Below are 21791 nucleotides of genomic sequence, written 5' to 3'. Positions count from 1 at the left end.
GCTTATTTATTTTTAAGATATTGTTCTACTTTCAAAGAAGATTCTGCAAGGGTCATCTTTCTTCCTTGCTTTAACCAATCATCAATTTCAGATTTTAAAAATCGCAACTTTTTGCCTCCTTTATTAACCGGAATTTTGCCAGCAAATACCCAACCGTAAACAGTAGCTGGCTTTGGTTTGTCTGGATGGTAATTGCAAAGTTCAACCAAATCAAACCACTCTACAGCAGTTGAGAGTGGTTCTTGGTTTTTTTGAATTAAGAGTATTTTTAATTCCTTTACCTCTTCAAGGAGTTGCATAAACGCTTTTGGTAACGTTTCAAGTGTAATCTGTTGTGAATTTTCCATAAGGCACTATCATTTATTTGATGGGGCAATGGTAAAATTCTTTAACTGTTTAATTTCAAAAAAAGTAAACGTAGTACTACTATAGTAATCATAGTATTGTTATAGTATCTATTTATCAAAATTACGACTTAGTTTATCAGTGTCAAATCCATTAAAATACTCTCCTAATAATTGGCAATAATTATATTTTAAACCGTGTTTATCTTGTGCAATTTCATCATAATATCGGTAAAAAATATTTTTGATTATTCCTATACCTAAAGAACCCCTCAATTTTAATTTTTCATTAGGCGGCTTTTTTTCTTGAAATGCCATAATTAAATATTCATGTAAATGATCCAAGGATAAATGATTTTTATCTACTAATTCTGTTTTAAAATAATTGTAAACTTTTTCTTTTGGCACATGGTCGAAATTATTATCGTATGAAAATTCTAACAACATATTTTTATTGAACAAATCAGTAGAGCTAGTTCCTATTTTAGAAGTTGTCATTAATTCCTTTTTATTTTCAATAAGGTCTTTTAAACGTTGTATTTCAAAATCAATATTTTCAACAAATGATTTCGCCTCGTCTTTACTAAAATAATGTTCTCTTTTACCTTGCAGTATATCAAATTTGCTATTAGTCCATTTTTCAATCTGTACGCTGTACTCAAGATCTTTATAATGTTGTTTTACTATATCGAAATCATTATGTCTTATTGAGTCTTTATATCCGTAATCAATGATAAAGTCATTTATTTTCGTAATATATTTGCAGGATTTTCTTATAACTTCATTACAATCTACTGAGTAAATATGTTTTGATATTAGCTTTGTTAATCCTGCAACAATTATTGAATTATTGATTGCTTTTATTTCAAAAATATCTAATTCGTCAATATTTGGAAATACAAAACGTTCAGTAATTTTAAGGTAATTAGAACTGTTTTTGATAAAAAAATCAAATTCAGAAAAAAGCAAATTAAAATATTCTAATGGTTCTAGTCTACCCGTATACTTAAGACTGATCAAATACTCTAAAATTTCAATATTAATCTCATCATATAAAAATGCTTCAATATCGCTTTGTGGTGTTTTTATTGTTTCCATTTATTTACATCTAATGTGTTTATAATTAATGTTTTTAAGGTTAACTACCTATATAATTTCAATCTGAGTTTTGTTTTTAAATTGAGTAACACCTTAAAGGGCAGTTGAGTAATATATTTTTTTAAGCGTATACTCACCATCTTCTTTACCGGAATATTTGATGTCATAAAGATATTCAAGCCAGAGTTCAAGTACTGGTATTCTGTTCTTTTCAGTCAAATATTCCTTATCATCTTCTGAAAGCAAAGCCATAAATTGATCGCCCATTCTGTGATCTTCAAAGAAGCTGTAAAGAGCAGAAGATTCTTTTTTGAAATAAGAAGAGTCAAAAACATATTCGGCTTGCCAAAGAATAAACGAGGGACTATCAATTGAACCGTCAAAAGGGTTTTCATTTTCGCCTTTATAATATCTATACTTTGTGTAATTTCCCATAATTGTAATTTGTTTTATATTTTCAGTTAAGCATGTTCTTGAATTTCCTAACATACTAGAAAGGTTATAGCATATTTGAAGGTGTTCTTGAAACAAGATTTGGTTTTACTCACCACCTTAAGAAGTATAATATTCAAACAATTTTCGACCGTTTAATTTTGTTAAATCTTTTATTTTTTACATCTCAAGTCTAATTCTATTAGCAGCCGTCCTTTTGGTTTCATCAATAATCTTAGCATAAATCTGCGTAGTATTTAAATCTTTATGGCCTAACATTTTTGAAACGGTATAAATATCTGTTCCCATTGACAGTTGCAAAGTTGCAAAAGTGTGGCGGAAGCAATGGAATGTAATCTTCTTGCTTATTCCAGCATCTAAAACCCATTTGGTTAAATATCTATTTTCTCTTTGATTAGTAGCCTCTATCAGGCTAAAAACCTTTTCTAAGGATTGTTTTCTTTCTCCAAGCAAACTAAACGCCTGATCCGTAATTGGTAGTGTTTCCGAACCCCCTGTTTTCTTTTGCTTGAATCGAATAACATGACCGCTAGCTTCAACATATTGCACTTCTTCCCAAATCAGTTTTTGAATATCGGAACGCCTTAATCCTGTTAATGCAGAAAACAACGCTTGTATTTTAATTTCAGGACTTTTGCAGTCTGTTTTAACAAGTGAATTAAGTTCGCCAAGTGTCAAGTAGTTTCTTTGCGTTTCGGCTTGTTTAACGGCATTCGTTTTATCTGCTATGTTTTCCGATAGATAGCCATCTTTGTAGGCTTGCTTTAATGCTGAACGAAATTTGTCGTAATACGTTTTTTGAGAATTAACCGCTAATTGCACCTTATCACTTTTTTTACTTTTAGTAGTTTTCAAATATTCTCTAAAGTCATCACATAATTCTGTGGTAATATCTGAAAACCTCAACGAATCACCTTTGAATAATTTAAGGAAATCGCAACTGCCTAACCAAATGAAACGATTTGAAGTATTACGCTTTTCAGCAAGCTTTTTGAAGTAAGTAATAAAATTGCCGTCCTGCCTTTTATTTTTCTTAAGTTGTTCCTGCTCCAGTGCATTGTAGATTTCAGGTTTATTTAAGAATGCTTCCCTCTTTTGCCTTATCTGTTCAGCAAGATCCAAAGTATTTGAATTATGCACTTTATCAAGTGGATTTCTTGTATTCTCAAATACGTACATCCCTAACGATTCCCGGCGTGTTTCTTCCCCATTTTTGGGATTTATTACTGCTGGATAGAAATCTAAATACAAACTTTGTCGTTTTCCTGATATTGCTCTTTTGCGAAGTGTTACTTTTATTGCCATTGGCGAGTTTTTTTTGCGGTACAAATACGGTACAAATATAGCCAAAACAAATACATAATAACCCAAAACAACCAAAACACAAAACAAGAAAAAACCCTTGTAAATCGCGTGTTTACAAGGGTTTATATGTCTTTGGTAATTGTTTGTTTTTGTATATTATTTTTCTCTAATATAGATATCGATTGGTACTCCAGAGAAGTCCCAGTTGTCTCTAATTTTATTTTCAAGGTAGCGTTTATATGGTTCCTTTACATATTGTGGCATATTAGCAAAAAACACAAATTGTGGTGTTTTAGTTGGTAATTGCATACAATATTTAATTTTTACATATTTCCCTTTTGTTGCAGGTGGTGGGTACGCTTCAATCACTTTCAACATGTATTCATTGAATTTTGATGTAGCGATACGTTGTTGTCTACTTTCGAAAACTTTTACGGTTGCTTCTAATGCTTTCAATAAACGTTGTTTTGTTAATGCAGAAACAAAAAGAATAGGCACATCAGTAAATGGCATTAATTCTTCTCTTATTTTTTCTTCATAATCACGAGTTGACATCGTTTCCTTTTCAACTAAATCCCATTTGTTAACAAGAATAACAACACCTTTTCTGTTTTTTTCGGCTAACCAAAAAATACTTTGATCCTGACCTTCAAATCCACGAGTGGCATCAATTATCAAGATACAAATATCAGAATGCTCGATGGCACGCACTGAACGCATAACAGAATAAAACTCCAAATCTTCTTTTACTTTGGCCTTACGACGAATTCCCGCAGTATCAACTAAGTTAAATTCGAAACCAAAACGGTCAAATTTTGTATCAATAGAATCACGAGTTGTACCCGCAATATCAGTAACAATATATCTTTCTTTACCAATTAGCGCATTGATAAAACTTGATTTTCCAGCATTTGGACGACCTACAACTGCAAAACGAGGCAATTCTATTTCTTCTTGAGTTGGTTCCGGTTTTATAGGAAATGCATCAATTAATGCATCCAATAAATCTCCTGTTCCACTTCCTGAAATACTTGCAAAAGTGTAATATTCTCCTAAACCTAAGTTATAGAATTCAATAGCATCTTTTTCACGCATCGCATTATCCACCTTATTTACAGCAAGTAAAACCGGCTTAGTTACTTTACGCAATAGTCTCGCAACAGCATCATCCATTGGCGTGATCCCTTCTTCTACGTCGACAACAAATATAATAACATCAGCTTCATCGATTGCTAATTCTACTTGTTTACGGATTTCAGCTTCAAAAACGTCATCAGAACCGCGTATATATCCTCCCGTATCGATTACAGAAAATTCCTTCCCGTTCCACTCACTTTTTCCGTAGTTTCTGTCACGGGTAACTCCCGAAACTGAATCTACTATCGCTTCTCTTCTTTGTATCAATCGATTAAAAAGTGTCGATTTCCCTACGTTTGGCCTTCCTACAATGGCAACAATGTTATTCATAATACTAATTTCAATATTTTGCAAAGGTAGTGTTTAATCCCGTGACTATCAATTTTTTTGATATATTAGCAAAAGCTTACCTTTTTAACTGATACAAGTTTACCACTATGGACACTAATAATGAACTAAGACTGCGTTTACGATTTTATAAAGATGTTCCAGAAAACACTGCCGCAGTGCTTCAAAAGTTTGAGGACTATAAGATATCAAACTGCGATGATTACTCTGTAAAAACGGGCGGCAACCACATCTGGCTAAATATAAAAGACAACAAAAAATCGTATTATTCCCCACATTTACATTTAGAATTGGAATCTAAAAATGAGAACGGAACACATATAAGAGGATTATTTGGCCCAGACCCCACCTTATGGACTTTTTTTATGTTTCTACATTTTATAATTGCAGGAGTATTTCTAACTTTTAGTGGTCTAGCCTACTCCGATTATGTTTTAAAAAATAGCATGACATTTGATTTTATAGTTATTGGACTTATGTTTTTTTCTTGGTTCCTACTATACTTTATTGCAAAGCAAATCCGAGAAAGCGGCCATGACCAAATGAATGAATTAGAAAGCCTATTCTTAAAAATCATAGCATCCTAATTATTAATATCTCATTCCATCAAGGAGCAGATTAGACAAAAAAAAATCAATATCAGAATTTAAATTCTAATATTGATTTTTTCTATTTTTAAGATCTAGCAAAACTACACGCTAGATTTCTCACTTCTTCACTCTTGGTTTCAAATCAAACTGATCAAACGACAAGCTTATTGGTTGTAACCGAAACGTTTTAACATGTTCACGTTACTTCTCCAGTTTTTATTTACTTTCACATATAATTCGATGTGGATTTGCTTTCCGAAGAATTTCTCTAAATCAGCACGAGCATCCATCCCTACTTTCTTAAGTGCAGCTCCTTTATGCCCGATAATGATTCCTTTTTGCGTTTCACGCTCCACCATAATCAAAGAACGTATTCTAATGATGTTTTCATCTTCAAAGAACTCTTCAGTTACTATTTCTACCGCGTATGGAATTTCCTTGCTGTAATTCAACAATATTTTCTCACGTATTGTTTCATTTACAAAGAAACGCTCTGGCTTGTCTGTTAATTGATCTTTTGGATAATATGCTGGTGATTCTGGTAAAAGCGAAATTATTCTTTGGAAAACTTCTGGAACATTAAAGTTCTGCAAAGCAGATATAGGATATATTTCTGCATTAGGCACTTTCTCAGTCCAAAAAGCCACTTGTTTTTCTAATTGTTCCTGATTAGAATTGTCAATTTTATTCAACAATAATAAAACAGGTATTTTTGAATGAATGATTTTACTGAAGAACGCTTCGTCTTTTAAATCTTGCTCCCCTATTTCGACCATGTAAATTAAAATGTCAGCATCTTCAAAAGCGGACTTTACAAAGTTCATCATCGATGCTTGCATTTCATATGCAGGCTTAATAATCCCAGGAGTATCAGACAAGATCATTTGAAAATCTTCTCCATTTACAATCCCAAGGATTCTATGACGAGTCGTTTGTGCCTTAGACGTAATGATAGAAAGTCTTTCCCCTACGAAGGCGTTCATTAATGTGGACTTCCCAACGTTTGGATTCCCAATGATATTTACAAAACCTGCTTTATGTGACATTTAATATATTATTTATTTTGCAAAGGTAGTTATATCAAGTGAATAGATGAAATAAAACATTTTTTAAAATTTTTGTTGGAAATGATAAAATTCGTTGTACCTTTGCACCCGAAACAACGCGGGATAGAGCAGTAGGCAGCTCGTCGGGCTCATAACCCGAAGGTCACTGGTTCGAGTCCAGTTCCCGCTACTAAGTTAATTTTATTGAGATTACAAACGCACATCGCGGGATAGAGCAGTAGGCAGCTCGTCGGGCTCATAACCCGAAGGTCACTGGTTCGAGTCCAGTTCCCGCTACTAAGAAAACCTTTCAGAAATGAAAGGTTTTTTTTATTTGCACCAATTAATAAAACATCTGATGGATCAGGCACAACACCTGCGGAGAGTTTTTATAAAAAATAATATTTTCGCATAATTAACTTTGAGACATAACTTCTATCGACCTTTTAAAATTTATGCTCCCTGATTTTTTAATAGAGAACCTTGAAATAGTTTCCGCTACTAACTCTGAAGAAAACCTACATCTACATTTTGAAGAAAAAGCACAACCTCCAAAAGAGTTTGACGTTGTAGAATTAGTATCTAAAGGCTTTCTAGATGAAATAACAATCCAAGATTTTCCTCTTAGAGGTAAGATTGTGTATTTACACATTAAACGCCGTCGTTGGACCAATAAAGCCAATGGAGAAATCATTCAAAGAGATTGGCTGTTAGCTGCCAAAGGAACGCGTATGACGCAAGAATTTGCGGCTTTTTTAAAAGAAATTAATAGATAACACAGCAATAAATAGTCACACTATCGGCCGTTTCTTTGGGGTTAACGGGAAAAAACTTCAAAGACAGTACAAAAGCCAACTTAGTACACTTAGCACTTGGGAACCTCGAGAAAACGCACATCAATGGATTGTTTACCCCCAAAACATAGGAACTCACTTAGCATTTGACGAAGTTGCTTTATCACAAGGAGAACTTTATACCATTGTTACTAATAAAAAAGCAAAAGGCAAAAAAGGATCATTGGTTGCTATAGTTGCTGGTATTGAAACAGAACAAGTCATAGAACAAGTCTCCAAAATCGATTTAAAAAAAAGACAAGCCGTTATAGAAATAACATTAGACATGGCTAACTCGATGAAATTAATAGCTAAAAAATGTTTCCCTAAAGCAACACAAGTAACCGATTGTTTTACTCATTCATTTTATTACAATTTTGGAATTCGTGATACCGCTTCGCTAAATTCATGTACAAAAACTAGCCTTAGAAGCGTTACAAGAAATTAGGATTAAACACCGATGGGAAGCTATGGACAAGAAGAACCAATCCATATTGCTGGCTAAGACCCAAAACAAAACTCATACTCCCCAACTTTTAATCAACGGCGATACTGTAAAACAATTATTAGCCCAAAGTCGCTATTTGCTCTATAAATCCAGACAAAAATGGACCAACAGTCAAGAAGAAAGAGCGAAGCTATTATTTGAATTGTATCCTGATATTAAAAAAGAATATGCTTTATCACAGCAATTATGAACTATGTACAACAGTAATAAAGATAAGAATGTGGCGATGTTAAAATTAGCGCATTGGTATAGAAAAGTCGAGGAATCAGGTTTTAAAAACTTTAATATCGTTCTCAAAACCATAACCATCAATTATAATTCAATATTAAACTACTTTAATAATCGAAGTACAAATGCATCGGCTGAGTCATTCAATGCAAAGATTAAAGCATTTAGGAGTCACTTTAGAAAAGTGCGTAAAATCGACTTTTTTTTGTTTAGATTATCTAACCTTTTTGGATAATCCCCAACTTTTGAACTTGATCCATTTAAAGACCTGAACATTTAGTTAATTTATTGACCTAACAACAGCTTCAGAGAGATCTTAAGCTGTTATTTGCAATGTCCTTTATACTGAAATACATTCGTACAAAAAAACCTATGAAGCTAAAGCGACATAGGTTTTATAAAACTAACTAAACTTATTCAAAACAACAAACTATCTATTTATTATGAAGTACTAATTATTAATCTTCAGATACTAAAGGTCTTTCAATATCCATCGCTACATCTAACAAGACAGCTACACCTTTATCGTTCAGCATTGTCATATTTAAAGTATCTAATGAGGCTAATTTTCTTGATATTAACCCACTGAATTGGTTGTAAGAAATATTCATTTCTTTCAAATTATTTAATTTTTCTAAATCAAAAGGAACTTGACCATCCATCTGGTTTTCAAACAAACTAAGGTTTTCTAACATTTTTAACTTTGCAATTTCGGCACTCAATTTACCTTTCAATTTGTTACTGCTCAACAATAAAGTTTTTAACGTTGCTACTTGATAAAGCGAACTTGGTATTTGCCCCTCCAATTCATTATTAAAAGCAGCCAAAGTTTCTAAATTTTTCAGGTTTCCTATTTGAGTTGGCAACTCACCAGAAAGTCTATTCATATAAAGTTCAAGAGTAACTAACTTATTCATCTCTCCTACTGAAGATGGTATGTTACCTGTCAATTTATTAAATGAAAGATCTAAAACTACAAGTTCTTTTAAATTTTCCAAAGAAGCTGGAATCACACCCGATATCTTATTTTTATGTAAATTCAATTTTTTCAAATCAGTTAGATTTACAATTTCACTCGGTATTTCACCAACAAGATTATTATCTGATAAATCTATCGACACAACCTTATCACCTTCCAAAACAACACCATACCAAGTAGATATAGGGGAAGATAAATCCCATTTTGTATTCCAATTAGCTCCGTTTGTAGCAGTATACAATTTCAAGAGTACTGTTTTATCAGAAACTGAAACTTCTGCCAACACTGTAATTGATGCAAAAACGGTTAGTAATAGAGTGAAAATATTTTTCATAATCTTGAATTTATACTAGTTCGAATGTTTAAATATACACACTAAACAGATTATCGACAAATAAAATCGATGAACTACACCTATATGTTAAATTAAAAACTATTTTTCTTACAAAGAAAACGTTTCTACAATTAACAAAGTAAATAGTATAATAAAATCAACCAGCTTTGAACTAACTTTTTGTAAATCAATTTTTTAGTATTCCAAACTGTTATCATATTCAAAAAAAAAAAAAAAAAAAAAATGGAATAATCTAGATAAAAGAGCGGGAAAGGTTAAATACAAAATATAAGGCATCAAGATGTGTGTAATTTTTACAATTGAAGCATTTATTGCTTTTTTTATTAAAATGATGCATCCGCTTTTAGTCATCCAGCAATAGCTTCAAATGAGCAGACCTTTAAGTAAAACAAGAGGCAAAAATCTTTTGCAGTCATTATAATTTCTAGCTATAGAAATGTATTACCTACTTACCGTGGAAGATTTCACGGTGCTATCGCCGCGCATTTATAGAAATAGGAATAATTGAATTCAACGTATTGTTCTAAAAAAAAAGAAATTGGGAATAAAATTCAATTTCAAATGAGGTTTATAATTTTGTGGACAGGCCAAAATATTTACTTATGTAATTAAATTTCGCCTCATTCTATCTTAAAGAATAGCGTCTTATTTTATACTAGCTCAATTGCTTTTGCTAAATTAAAATCCTTATCTGTTAAACCGTTAGCATCGTGGGTCGACAGCCTAATATTTACTTTATTATACACATTGAAAAGTTCTGGGTGGTGATTGTGTTTTTCAGCTAAAATCCCTAACTGCACAATAAAACCTAGCGCTTGACTAAAATTCTTAAAAACAAATTTCTTTTCGATTCCATTATCATTAAACTTCCAATCCTTTAAATCTTTTAATATTGGTTGAGCTGTGATTTCGTCGTATATATTCATAATTTTAGTTTTTATTAAAATTAGTTAAAATTTATCTAATTGCTTTGCAATTTAACTTTATATATTAATTTAGACAAATATTAATTTTTTGATCCATTGAGCTCTACTTTTTCCTTCCAAATTTATTCTTCGGTTAAAAATATTCCTTCAAGTTGGGATTCTTTGGCGGTAACCAATATATTTCTATCGCGTGATTATTTAGAAATATTAGCGATTTCTGCTCCAAAAAATATGCACTGTCATTTTATTGGAATGTTTCAAAATGAGGAATTGGTCGGGATAGCAGTCACGCAGTATATTGACTTGAGTAAGCTAAATTCCTTTGGAGAAAGAGACCACTGCCTAAAAACAATCGTACGTGACTTTGTCTTTAAAAACCTTAGCTCAAATGTCCTAGTACTGGGTAATAATATGCTGACTGGGCAAAACGGATGCTATTTTAGTCAAAAACTACCCGCTTCAGAAGGATTAGCTTTATTAAAAAAAGCAACAGATGAGCTAAAGAAAATTTTCCGCGCAAACGGCACAAAAATACATCTTACAATCTTTAAAGATTTTGCCGAAGAGAGAGTTCAGTATTTTAAAATTCCCGAGTTTAACTCATTTTTCCAGTTTACAACCCAACCGAATATGATTTTTGACATTAGGAATTCCTGGTCTAATTTTGACGATTATATTGCAGACCTATCTAAAAAATACCGAGACCAATACAAAAGGGCTCGAAAAAAAGCCGAAGGAATTTCTAAAAGAAAGTTGTCTCTAGAGGAAATCACAACTTACAATTCAAGAATCTATGAATTGTACATGAATGTAGCCAAAAACGCTCCTTTCAATACCTTTTACTTAACTGAAAATCATTTTAAAACTTTAAAAACAGCATTAAAAGACAAGTTCTTATTTTACGGGTACTTTGTTGGAGACGAGTTAATTGGATTCAATACACTGATAAAAAACGGAAAAGATATAGATACCTATTTTCTGGGTTATGACGAAGTCTATCAAAGGGAAAAAATGTTGTACCTGAACATGCTTTACGACATGATTGGTTTTTCAATAAACAAAGGATACAGCCGTATTATTTTTGCCAGAACAGCTTTAGAGATCAAAAGTTCTGTAGGAGCACAACCTATGGATATGTTCGGGATGATGCAACATAGTAATTCTTTTATCAATCTGTTTGTCTCAAAAACGTTCAGCTATTTTGAACCAAAAATGGAATGGAAGGAACGAAACCCATTTAAATAATAAGCAGTTAAGGTATAGCTACTTTTAACTTTTTTGGAGAAATAGCCACGTTCAGCTCTGTCTCTCTACCACAATATTCTCCGTCAATTTGAAAACTTACTGGTGAATTTAATTTGATATTTGCCTTATCCGTTGAAATGATCTCGATATCACCAGTTTCTACTGGTATATTACCTGCAATAATTTTAGCAAAAATGGGCAAATCCAGATTTTTCAAAAGCACCAATTCAAACTTTCCATCATTCATGATTCCCTGAGGGTTAATAACAACTCCTGTTCCGTATTTTTTAGAATTAGCTATAACTATCATTTGTGCTACACATTCAACAATCTGACCATTAGCTGTAATTGTTGCGGTGAAAGGATCTTCTTTGTCAAGCAAAGTATTAAACACTTGTAAGGCATAACCCCACTTACCATGTATGGCGCTACTCTCATAGTTTTTTATGAGTTCTGCATTTAGCCCAAGATCACTAAGGTGCAAACTTTTGTTGCCATTTATAAGTATCATATCCATTTCCATAAAAGCATTATGAAATGCTACTGGAATGTTATCTTCTAATTTTTTAGGAATATTTAAATCAGTTGCCAAACCATTAGCAGAACCAGCAGGTATTATCCCAAAAATAACATCTGCATTTTCCAACGCTTCGGCGACTAATTTTATAGTTCCATCACCTCCTGCCACAACCACCCTTTCTGGTTTTAATGTGTCGTATAGCTCTTTTATTTTAGCAGTATCATCATCGGCTGTAGTAGTATAAATCACAATATTTAAGCCTTCCTTATCTGCAAACGCTGAAGTTGCTTCAATAATCTCTGACTTATCCATTCCTCCCGAAACTGGGTTTACAATCAATAGGATATTCTTTTCCACCGTTTTATTTCTTTTATTGATTAAAAATAATTAATTTTCAACATACTCCAAAAGTAGTAAACAAAATGAAACCAATCCTAAAATTATATCGTGGTTATGCAAATGAGCAAGAACTAATTGTGATGGGACATGTTTTTAAACCAACAACAAAAAAGGATTACGATTTTCTTTCAAAAAGTTTAAAAAATGCAAGATCTGTAATCAGTATGTTTCGGATTAAAACACAAGCAAATGCAGACGTCTACCTAATACACAACAACACAAAAATACACACAAAAACACTAGATGATGGTTATTTTAAATTTTGCATCCCGTTAGAAGAAACTACTCATTACGGATGGATTGACTACGAAGTTAGTATCATTTATAAGAATGATACAATTGTAACCAAAGGAAGCTATAACAGACCCAGAATAGGTAATTTAGGAATCATATCTGATATAGACGATACGTTTTTAGTTTCTTATACTCTGAACCCTTTTAAAAAGTTATACCATCTCTTATTTAGAAATGTCCACTCTAGAAAAGTTTTTGAAGATGTTGTTCCGCATTTCCAAGCTTTAAGTTCTGAAGGAAGAGCGGGTAACGAGGAACTAAATGCTTTTTTTTATGTTTCAAGTAGTGAGTGGAATTTGTATCGATTTCTTATACTATTCACCGAAATTCACCGCTTACCCAAAGCTGTTTTGCTGTTAAAAGATATTAAAACCAGTTTGACTAATTTCTTATGGACCGGAAGAGGTGGTCACAATCATAAGTTTGAAAAAATAAAACACATTTTAGAATTCTATCCTAATTTACAGTATGTTTTGATAGGTGATGATTCGCAGCATGATCCTTTTTTATATGAGGCCATAAGCAAGATTTTCCCTTTGACCGTGAAAGCAGTTTATATACGGCAAACTGGGAAACATAAAAAAGAAAAGATAATCAAAGTGCTTAAAAACCTGGAAACCTTAGATGTTTCAGTTTGTTATTTTGAAAATAGCGCACAAGCCATTTCACATTCTAAGAAGACAGGTCTAATTTCCTAATGAACACGATATCTCTTGGACGGACACCACAGTAGCCCAGATGGCAATGAAATCCTTTTACAGCCTCGTTCTATTTTTTCTTAGACTAAAAGAGCGACCTACGGAAGCTCCTTTTAGTATGTAGAAAAAACAAACGAGACCAGAAAGGATGGAATGAACAGCTGGAAAAAGCTACTCAAAAAATTTAAAATAATATATTAATTAAGCTTTGTCGATTTCTTCTTGAACATTTTCCCAGTCCAAAAGTAATTTATCCAAATCTGCCTTCTTTTTATTATATGCTTTGAAGAAAGAAGCGTCTTCAATATTTTTATTGTAATTTGAAGCTAACATTTTATCATCATGCTGAATGTCTTTTTCTAATTGCTTAATTTGACTTTCCACTTTGCTTAGACGATTCTGCAATGCTTTCCCCTTTTTTTGTTCTTCATACGAAGCTTTATTACTATCCTTGGGAGCGGCAGCTTTAAGAGCATCTTTCTTCTCGACCTCACGCATATTCTCTAAATTACGCTGCTCTAAGAAGTAGTTAACATCTCCTAAGTATTCTTTTATCTTTTGATCTCTAAACTCATAAACAATGTTAGACATTCCCTGAAGAAAATCCCTATCGTGCGAAACTAGAAGTAGCGTTCCTTCATATTTTTGTAATGCTGCTTTCAAAACGTTCTTAGATTTAATATCCAAGTGATTTGTAGGCTCATCCATTACCAATACATTTATAGGCTGTAAAAGCAATTTACAAAGTGCTAGACGGTTTCTTTCTCCTCCTGAAAGGACTTTTACCTTTTTCTCAACATCGTCGCCACGAAAGAGGAATGACCCTAGCATATCACGTACCTTAGAACGGTTAGTATCTGTAGCGGCATCTTCCATAGTTTGTAATAACGTAATCTCACCATCCAGATACTCTGCTTGGTTTTGGGCAAAATAACCTACTTGTACATTATGACCTAACTTTATATCTCCTTCATATTCAAATTCATTGACAATAGCTTTAATAAAAGTTGATTTACCTTGTCCATTTTGACCGACAAAAGCAATTTTACTTCCGCGCTCTACTAACAGTGAAATATCTTTTAAAATGGTTTTATCACCGTAGCTTTTTGTTACTTTTTCAGCTTCGATTACAACACGACCAGGAACCTTAGAAAGCGGAAAAGAGATATTCATTACAGAATTATCATCCTCATCTACTTCGATACGTTCTATTTTATCCAGTTTTTTAATCATCGATTGTGCCATGGAAGCTTTGGATGCTTTGGCACGGAATTTCTCAATTAATTTTTCTGTTTCTTCAATTTTTTTGGCTTGATTCTTTTGTGTAGCCAATTGTTTTTCGCGAATTTCATGACGCAATTCTAAATATTGAGAATAAGGTTTGTTGAAATCGTATGCTTTTCCAAGGGAAATTTCAATCGTTCTATTAGTCACATTATCTAAAAACATTTTATCATGCGAAACAATTACGACAACACCTATATAATTACGCAAGAAACTCTCCAACCAAATGATACTTTCGATATCAAGGTGATTCGTTGGCTCATCCAGTAGCAAAACATCATTAGCTTGCAGTAAAAGTTTAGCTAATTCGATTCGCATTCTCCAACCTCCAGAAAAAGTCTCTGTTTGATTATTAAAAACTTCTCTTTTAAAACCTAAACCTAAAAGAATTTTTTCAGTGTCACCAACATAGTTATAACCACCCAATAATTCAAAACGATGCGTATAATCGGATAAGTCTTCAATTATTTTAGAATATTCCTCACTTTCATAATCAGTACGGGTGACTAATTGATGATTGATTTCTTCTAATTTTTTTTCTACTACTTTTATATCGACAAAAGCTTCATAAGCCTCTTCTAAAACTGTACGGCCCTGCTCAAAATCAATATCTTGACGTAAAAACCCCATTCTCACATCTTTTTCTTGAGAAATCACGCCTGTATCAGGAAGAAAGTCACCAGCCAACATTTTGAGCATTGTAGATTTACCTGCACCATTTTTACCAACAAGACCTACGCGGTCTCCGGCACCCAATCGAAAGGTCACTTCTTCAAATAAATAGGAACCTCCAAACGAGACAGATAAATTGTGTATATTAAGCATGTATTATGATTTTATTCCCTTTCAAATTTGTAAATTTGTCACTCCAAAAAAAGGAAAAATTAAATTTTTTGCAAATGTTAAAAAAAGGATCCAAATTATATAGCATTTTAACAGGAACTTGTCCAAAATGTCAGAAAGAAAGTATGTATTTAGACCCAAATCCACTCCATCTGGGTAATATCTTAAAAATGCATGAAAATTGCAGCCATTGTGGATTAAAATATCAAATCGAACCTTCCTTCTTTTATGGCGCTATGTATGTCAGTTATGGACTAAATGTAGCTATTGGAATAACTGCGTTTATAATTTCATATGTACTATTAAATTCCTCTCTAAAAGTAGCTTTTATTTCAATAATCGCCTCTCTAATAGTTCTATTTCCATTTGTATTACGATGGTCGAGAAATATATATATCAACATGTTTGTCTCCTATGATCCTAATTTCAAGCAAAAATAACATTATCTCTGTCCTTTAGGCTGGAACCTTTTTATGTCAATTGCGGCATCGAGAACGATGTCATTTTCTATAGCGTCATACAAGGCCTTAGCCATAGAAGGGCCTAACATTACTCCTCTTGTCCCTAATCCATTTAAAATATGAATTGTAGGATGCATGGAGTGCGTTCCCACCAATGGTCTTCTGTCTTTTACTGTTGGTCGAACTCCTGCAAAATGTTCGATTATTTCAAAATCACAGCTAATAATTTCTTTTATTCTATCTACTAATTCCAGTTTCCCTTCTTCAGTCGCTAAGTCTGTCTTATCTTTCCAATTATAAGTTGCCCCCACTTTAAACAGATTATCGCCTAACGGCAGTATAAAGACACTTGTGTTCATAATAACATCAAGATCAAGCATAGGGGCTTTAATAATGAATAACTCCCCTTTTGTACCATCTAATGGTAAATGCTTAAAATAAGGATTAGCATGCATCCCAAAACCCTCTGCAAAAACAATATGTCGAGCCTCAATATCTTTGTAACGTACACCTCCAGATACAACTTCGAGTAATTCATAATCAAACGATTCTCCTAGGAATAAATCATTTCCAACAAGGTACTCCCTATATTTTTCTAATAAAACAGCTGTATCAACATGACCTGTTTGTAATACTTCTCCATAGTTGTAAGGCGAATCAATTCCTGAATATTTTTTGGTAATCAATTCCGTGGATAAAAATGGTGCCAATGAAACTTTATCAGAAGCTGCAAACCAATTATTTTGTTCTTCAATGGAAAAAAACTTCCTTAGAATAGGTTTCTTAAAATCAACTTTAGTTTTTAATTTATCTTCCAAAACACTATAGAACTCTTTCATCACGACTAATTGTTCTTGCGCCTGCCAAACTTCGCTAAAACGCTTAAGAATTACAGGGTTGTACAATCCGCCAGCAATCCTGGAAGAATTTTGGGAATTATTATCCAAAACCAAAATTGTCTTACTATTGCGTATTGCAATTTCAGCAAATCCAATACCAGCGAGACCCGAACCTATAATTAAATAATCAATCATCCTATAAGAGTAAAAGTTAATATAAAAACACAAAGAAAGAACATTAAAAGAACCAAACTTAAAAATTCAATATAAAAAAAACTCTCATCAATTACGACAAGAGTTTCCTTCTATTTAATAAAATATGAAATTAGTAATTCCACATATCTGATTCAAAGTCACGAATTTTTTCTTTCACTCTTTCTGATTCTAACAATTGATTCTGAGCATTGTCTTTCATGTACTCATCTATTGCTCTATCTCCATATACATTTTCTTCTTTGTATATAACGCTATTAAAGTGTCTGGAGTTCAATATTTGGTCAAAAGAAATTGGCATTGCAGAGTTAGCATCGTTAAAAGCTTTTGCTTCATGTAAAACCTCTCTCGCCGACGGGAAGAAAATCCAAAATAACTCAATATAATCTTTCTCGTCATTGTTCATTGTATAAACATCTGGCGTAACCGGACAAATACCCAACAATCGATATTTCAATTCACTTTGACGTTTATCAAAATACCAATATCCTTTAATCTTATACTGCGTAACATCCTGAGCTGTCAAATCTGACCGCATGATATATTCAGGAGAAACACTCATTCCTGCATTTACTTGCTCTCTACCCGCATCAGTTGTATCAACACGAGACAAAGATGCCTGAATGTCTTTGTACGACTTTTTTGTATTGAAGTAGCTATCAGAATACACTTCAGTAATAGCACCACTTTTTACAGCTTTTGTAAGTACGTCATATAATGAACGTCTGTTAGAACCAATATTTGCGGTATCAATAGGAAAATATAAGGCAAAATTAATTCTCTCATTAAGATCTATAATCTCCCAAACAGTTTTACCCATCAATATATCCCTATCATGCACATAACCATAAGCCAAAGGCTTATCATTGTCTGATATTAGTTGAGCAGCAGTTTTAAGACCTATCTCGCTTGGTGTTTTTGCATTTAGCAAATTAGATTGTGCAAAAGTAGCACATCCTCCAGCAATGGAAATAACAACTATTAAAAAATTTCTAACATTCATCATAATGTGATTATAAGATATTGAAGTAGCCTTTTAAAGCAACCTACGTATTATTGTATTTCAAAAATAACTGGAGCTGTTCTTGGTAATAAATAACTACCTGCACCAACAAGCTTCGTTTTAATCTCCGAAATAGTAACTTGATCTCCTCTTCCCGCTTTAGAAAGAACAGCCTTACATTGTGCATTTAATTTATCTCCTTGAACAACAACTGTTGCTTGCCCAGTAACTTTTAAATTAAATCCAACTACGTTCAAACCAACTTCAAAATCAAAATCTTCCAATTTAGCACCAATTGTAGCAATCTCTAAATTTGATTTAGGTCCTTTTACGACACCTGTTTCTCCTCTAATTGTACCTGTAGGTCCCGGAATTCCTTTGATTCTAAATACTTTTTTATCAGTAGCAACTTTTCCGTCAGACATTTTACCTGACACACTAATTACAACTTCATTTCCTCCACCTGGACTCATGTTGTATTTCCCATTACCTGCTTTAGACAAACCAGGAGCTGAAACAGAAACATCGCTATCAGATATACCAGCAAATGAAATAGACATTGGATTAACAACACCTCTATATACTACATTCATTTTATCTGCTGAAATCGTAGCAGAATTAGGTCTTGGAACAACTACATATTTTCCTTTAAACGCAAGAGGAACTGTTTTCCCATCTTCAAGAAAAGAAAATTGACCTGCTATTGTCTGCTCTCCTACACCACCTGCCGTCATTGAAATCACAGCTTGACCATTAACAATTTTTCCTGGACCTGAAAAAGAAGTTGGTTTTGTATTCCCATCATATCTACCAAGTACCACTTTACCAGTAACAGTCTCGCCTTGGAAGTAAGCGTTTTTATCGAGTACAACAATCGCTTCATAATTGCTATAAGATGCCGCAGCAACAGCCGCTTTACCTAAAGCAGAGCTATAAACATCTGATTCCGCTTTGTTAATATCATTTTGCCAAGTTGAAAGCTTTGCTATAGTTGCAATAGCTGGAAAACCTTTGAAATGATATGATAAAAATTTATCTTTTAATCCTTCTTTATTCTTTACATCTGAAACGTCAAATTTACTTTCAACTTCTTTAATAATTGAAGCATATTTTGCATCTGCTCCTAGTACAGACTTCATATCTGCTTTATACTTATTGATAGTAGCTATAATTTCGGTCCCCTTTTTTGAGTAACCTTCACCTTCAAACCAATCATCAATATTATCACCCTTATCCATATCTTCATAAGGCAATTTTCCAGTTTCAGGGTCTATTTCAAATCCTGTACCAGCTTGTGTTTTTAAAGATGCTATATAATTAAAAAAATTATCTGTTATTGTTTTTACTTTATGTGCTGTTTCTACTGCTACTATAAATTCACCTTTTGCTTCTCCAGCTTTTGCTTCTAATGCTCCTAAAAGTTGATCATTAGACAATTTTGAACTTTCATTTGATGTTTCAAATTTCTCATTCATCAATCCAAAACCTGAAATAACTTCTTTTGATACATTCATTGCCAACATAGCGATAAAAACCAGATACATAAGGTTTATCATCTTCTGTCTAGGGGTTAGTTTTCCTCCTGCCATATTTTCTAATAATTAGTTAGTTGTTTGTTTATCTAGTTCGAAACTAATTATCCTTTTTTACCCATTGCAGAAAGCATTCCACCATAAACATTATTCAACGATGACAAGTTAGTTGTCAATGATTGCATTTGTTCTTTTAATTTTAAATTATTTTCAAGAACTTCTTCATTGATTTGTGCATTTCGAGAAGCACTTTGCAACTGTACTTTATATAAACTGTTCAAAGATTCCATTTGCGCTGCCGCCATAGTTAACTCTTCACTGTATTTTTGCGTAGAAGCCATAGATTCAGCAGTTGGAGCAATACTTTTCGCTGCTGATTCAAAATTCTTGATGCTGTTTCCTAAACTTGACATTAATTCCCCATCAATTTTAGCATCTTTCAACATAGCGTCTAATTTTTGCGATAACATTCCTTGCGAATCAGAAGGCGCTTCCACTCTTTTTTTCGTTTCTGTTTTTATACCATTCGCCAACTCCGGATAAACCAATGTCCAGTCTAACTCATCATCAACGGGCTCAAATGCTGAAAGGGCAAAAATAAAAGCTTCTGTCAACAATCCCACTGCAAGCATTCTTGTTCCTGTTAACGGTCCAATTTCAAAGTGAATAATTTTGAATAAAGCGCCAACGATTACAACTGCAGCACCCATTCCATATGCGAAATTCATTGCTTTTTTACTTAATAATGCCATAATTTTTTTTGATTTAAGGGGGTTTTTTTTATCTGTTTTTAATTTTGGTTCCGTTTCCGGTTGTTTGTAATCCCATGTAATCCTGAACGGTTCTAAATCCGATAAAACTTCGTGCAGAATCAGCATATTCGAAATCTCTTGTACTTACTTGTAGGAAATAAGCAACATCTTTCCATGAACCTCCACGAACTACCTTACGTTTATTAGAAGCATCTAAAACATTTGGGTTCATTGAGGAAACATACTCATATGCATTGGGGTCGTAAGAAGAGTCTGTCCATTCTGAAACATTCCCTGCCATATTATATAAATTGTAACCATTCGGTTCGTAAGATTTTGCTTCAACAGTATACAATGCCTGATCTGCTGCATAATCTCCCCTATTTGGTTTAAAGTTTGCAAGAAAGCATCCTCTGTCATTTTTAGTATAAGGTCCACCCCATGGATATGTAGCTGACTCTAAACCTCCCCTAGCTGAATATTCCCATTCTGCTTCCGTTGGCAATCTAAATGAGTTTATTAAATCATGTCCTTTTTTCTTTGATTTAATATAACTGTTTTTATTTAATGTTCTCCAAGCACAAAAAGCTTTTGCTTGTGTCCATTTTACTCCTACAACAGGATAATCCCCGTACGCTTTATGCCAGAAATAATCATTGTGCATTGGTTCATTATAGGAGTAAGCAAAATCTTTAATCCAAACAGTGGTATCTGGATACACTTTTACTTCTTCTGTTTTTATAAAATCTTTTCGTTTCCCAACTTTAGCTTTAGCCGCAGCTTGAATATCCATCCAAGAATAACGAAATTTTAATTTATCAACATCAATAGTTCTTAATCCGTTGTATGAAGCCTCTTGTGGTAAATACATAGAATCCATTACTTCCACATAATACTCATCTGGATATAATTTAGGGTCTCTAATTAATTTTACTTTTTTATTAAGCTTTCTTCCAGCATAAGGATCGTCATCTGTACCAATACTATAATAGTTATCATACATATACTTGTCATAAGCAGTCATTTTTTCAGGATCTGAATCGTTAAAAGCAAAATCACCTATACTACCTGCATTTTTTCCCTTACCTTTTGTATCTCCGGCTTTTATACCACTCATATCTGCAAGAATAGCTAAACGAACTCTCATGGTAGAATCCTTAACCCATTCCACAAATTGACGGTACTCACTATTTGTTATCTCCGTTTCATCCATATAGAACGACCTAACAGTTACTGTTTTAGTAGGAGCGTCTTGTATTGAAGCAACATCATCATCAGATTTACCCATAATAAAAGCACCACCAGGCACTAATGTCATACCATATGGTTTCTCAGGATGCCATTTTTCTCCTTTAACTCCGACCAACTCACCTTTGTCACTTGACTTACCACAGCCTGCTAACAGTGCCAATATTGCCATAAATGCAATGAACTTCTTCATATAAATGCGGGTTATGTATTCATTATTTTTAAAGTTTGTAAACCTATTTATTATTTTTTAAAAAAACAATACTTTTAAACTAAACATTCTTTTTAATAGAATTAATTTAGTTGTATA

20 protein-coding genes, 2 tRNA genes and 1 pseudogene are annotated in these 21791 nt (G+C 33.1%); 8 read left to right on the top strand and 15 right to left on the bottom strand.

Annotated elements, in window-relative coordinates:
- Positions 1–2: 2 nt before the first annotated feature.
- The 5 genes from QO182_RS05965 to der all read right to left on the bottom strand — a co-directional run bounded on the left by QO182_RS05965 (position 3) and on the right by der (position 4667).
- Entirely contained in the window at positions 3–347 is a 345-nt protein-coding gene (locus tag QO182_RS05965; RefSeq protein WP_371560455.1) for a helix-turn-helix domain-containing protein, read from the bottom strand.
- Positions 348–455: 108 nt separating this feature from the next.
- Positions 456–1442: a hypothetical protein gene (locus QO182_RS05960; RefSeq protein WP_371560453.1), complete on the bottom strand. Its 987-nt coding sequence runs from the start codon at positions 1440–1442 to the stop codon at positions 456–458.
- A 93-nt stretch (positions 1443–1535) separates the two neighbouring features.
- A complete protein-coding gene (locus tag QO182_RS05955; RefSeq protein ID WP_371560451.1) occupies positions 1536–1877 on the bottom strand; it encodes a hypothetical protein in 342 nt (113 codons plus the stop codon).
- A 177-nt stretch (positions 1878–2054) separates the two neighbouring features.
- A complete protein-coding gene (locus QO182_RS05950) occupies positions 2055–3200 on the bottom strand; it encodes a site-specific integrase (protein ID WP_371560449.1) in 1146 nt (381 codons plus the stop codon).
- 156 nt (positions 3201–3356) lie between these two features.
- Positions 3357–4667: a ribosome biogenesis GTPase Der gene (gene der, locus QO182_RS05945; RefSeq protein ID WP_371539538.1), complete on the bottom strand. Its 1311-nt coding sequence runs from the start codon at positions 4665–4667 to the stop codon at positions 3357–3359.
- Positions 4668–4774: 107 nt separating this feature from the next.
- Between der and QO182_RS05940 the strand changes: the two genes are divergently transcribed.
- Positions 4775–5272, top strand: a complete 498-nt coding sequence (locus tag QO182_RS05940) for a hypothetical protein (protein ID WP_371560447.1) — start codon at positions 4775–4777, stop codon at positions 5270–5272.
- A gap of 167 nt (positions 5273–5439) precedes the next feature.
- Here QO182_RS05940 and era read toward each other — a convergent pair whose 3' ends face one another.
- Complete coding sequence (era, locus tag QO182_RS05935) at positions 5440–6321, bottom strand: GTPase Era (RefSeq protein WP_371560445.1); 882 nt, start codon at positions 6319–6321, stop codon at positions 5440–5442.
- A 117-nt stretch (positions 6322–6438) separates the two neighbouring features.
- Between era and QO182_RS05930 the strand changes: the two genes are divergently transcribed.
- The 4 genes and pseudogenes from QO182_RS05930 (at position 6439) to QO182_RS05915 (ending at position 8125) form a co-directional block, all read left to right on the top strand.
- Positions 6439–6511 (top strand) — tRNA-Met (locus QO182_RS05930).
- 34 nt (positions 6512–6545) lie between these two features.
- A tRNA-Met gene (locus QO182_RS05925) sits at positions 6546–6618 on the top strand.
- Between the two features lie 158 nt (positions 6619–6776).
- On the top strand, positions 6777–7097 hold the full coding sequence (locus QO182_RS05920; protein ID WP_371560443.1) for a transposase: 321 nt from the start codon (positions 6777–6779) through the stop codon (positions 7095–7097).
- A gap of 22 nt (positions 7098–7119) precedes the next feature.
- Positions 7120–8125 (top strand): annotated as a pseudogene (locus QO182_RS05915) (transposase).
- A 223-nt stretch (positions 8126–8348) separates the two neighbouring features.
- Here the strand turns inward: QO182_RS05915 and QO182_RS05910 are convergent.
- Together QO182_RS05910 and QO182_RS05905 are read right to left on the bottom strand one after the other, a co-directional pair.
- Positions 8349–9203 carry a Two component regulator three Y domain protein gene (locus tag QO182_RS05910; RefSeq protein WP_371560442.1) on the bottom strand — a complete coding sequence of 285 codons (855 nt, stop codon included), beginning with the start codon at positions 9201–9203 and terminating at the stop codon, positions 8349–8351.
- A gap of 671 nt (positions 9204–9874) precedes the next feature.
- Entirely contained in the window at positions 9875–10150 is a 276-nt protein-coding gene (locus tag QO182_RS05905; RefSeq protein ID WP_371543023.1) for a 4a-hydroxytetrahydrobiopterin dehydratase, read from the bottom strand.
- A 96-nt stretch (positions 10151–10246) separates the two neighbouring features.
- On the opposite strand from QO182_RS05905, the gene QO182_RS05900 reads away from it, so the two are divergent.
- Positions 10247–11395, top strand: coding sequence for a GNAT family N-acetyltransferase (locus QO182_RS05900; protein WP_371560441.1), 1149 nt, complete (start codon positions 10247–10249; stop codon positions 11393–11395).
- A gap of 7 nt (positions 11396–11402) precedes the next feature.
- On the opposite strand, the gene QO182_RS05895 is transcribed toward QO182_RS05900, so the two are convergent.
- The gene (locus tag QO182_RS05895) at positions 11403–12272 is read right to left on the bottom strand and encodes a diacylglycerol kinase family protein (protein ID WP_371560439.1); all 870 of its coding nucleotides are present in this window, start codon (positions 12270–12272) and stop codon (positions 11403–11405) included.
- Positions 12273–12337: 65 nt separating this feature from the next.
- Here QO182_RS05895 and QO182_RS05890 point away from each other — a divergent pair, with 65 nt between their 5' ends.
- Positions 12338–13306, top strand: coding sequence for an App1 family protein (locus QO182_RS05890; protein ID WP_371543031.1), 969 nt, complete (start codon positions 12338–12340; stop codon positions 13304–13306).
- A gap of 201 nt (positions 13307–13507) precedes the next feature.
- On the opposite strand, the gene abc-f is transcribed toward QO182_RS05890, so the two are convergent.
- The gene (gene abc-f / locus QO182_RS05885) at positions 13508–15415 is read right to left on the bottom strand and encodes a ribosomal protection-like ABC-F family protein (protein WP_371543033.1); all 1908 of its coding nucleotides are present in this window, start codon (positions 15413–15415) and stop codon (positions 13508–13510) included.
- A 74-nt stretch (positions 15416–15489) separates the two neighbouring features.
- Here abc-f and QO182_RS05880 point away from each other — a divergent pair, with 74 nt between their 5' ends.
- Positions 15490–15873 carry a DUF983 domain-containing protein gene (locus QO182_RS05880; protein ID WP_371560438.1) on the top strand — a complete coding sequence of 128 codons (384 nt, stop codon included), beginning with the start codon at positions 15490–15492 and terminating at the stop codon, positions 15871–15873.
- Positions 15874–15875: 2 nt separating this feature from the next.
- Here the strand turns inward: QO182_RS05880 and QO182_RS05875 are convergent, their stop codons facing one another.
- From QO182_RS05875 to gldK, 5 genes are all read right to left on the bottom strand, one after another.
- Positions 15876–16928, bottom strand: coding sequence for an NAD(P)/FAD-dependent oxidoreductase (locus QO182_RS05875; RefSeq protein ID WP_371560437.1), 1053 nt, complete (start codon positions 16926–16928; stop codon positions 15876–15878).
- 130 nt (positions 16929–17058) lie between these two features.
- A complete protein-coding gene (gene gldN / locus QO182_RS05870; protein ID WP_371543092.1) occupies positions 17059–17949 on the bottom strand; it encodes a gliding motility protein GldN in 891 nt (296 codons plus the stop codon).
- 50 nt (positions 17950–17999) lie between these two features.
- Positions 18000–19538 (bottom strand): gliding motility protein GldM, encoded by a 1539-nt coding sequence (gene gldM, locus QO182_RS05865; RefSeq protein ID WP_371560436.1) that lies wholly within the window; start codon positions 19536–19538, stop codon positions 18000–18002.
- Between the two features lie 47 nt (positions 19539–19585).
- Positions 19586–20233: a gliding motility protein GldL gene (gene gldL, locus QO182_RS05860; protein ID WP_371560435.1), complete on the bottom strand. Its 648-nt coding sequence runs from the start codon at positions 20231–20233 to the stop codon at positions 19586–19588.
- Positions 20234–20261: 28 nt separating this feature from the next.
- On the bottom strand, positions 20262–21674 hold the full coding sequence (gene gldK / locus QO182_RS05855; RefSeq protein WP_371560434.1) for a gliding motility lipoprotein GldK: 1413 nt from the start codon (positions 21672–21674) through the stop codon (positions 20262–20264).
- Positions 21675–21791 lie beyond the last annotated feature (117 nt).

The sequence above is a fragment of the Flavobacterium sp. Arc2 genome, from assembly GCF_041431385.1.
In the GTDB taxonomy this organism is placed as follows: domain Bacteria; phylum Bacteroidota; class Bacteroidia; order Flavobacteriales; family Flavobacteriaceae; genus Flavobacterium.
The sequence above is the reverse complement of the archived record's forward strand: the minus strand, read 5'-3'. Positions and strand labels throughout refer to the sequence as shown.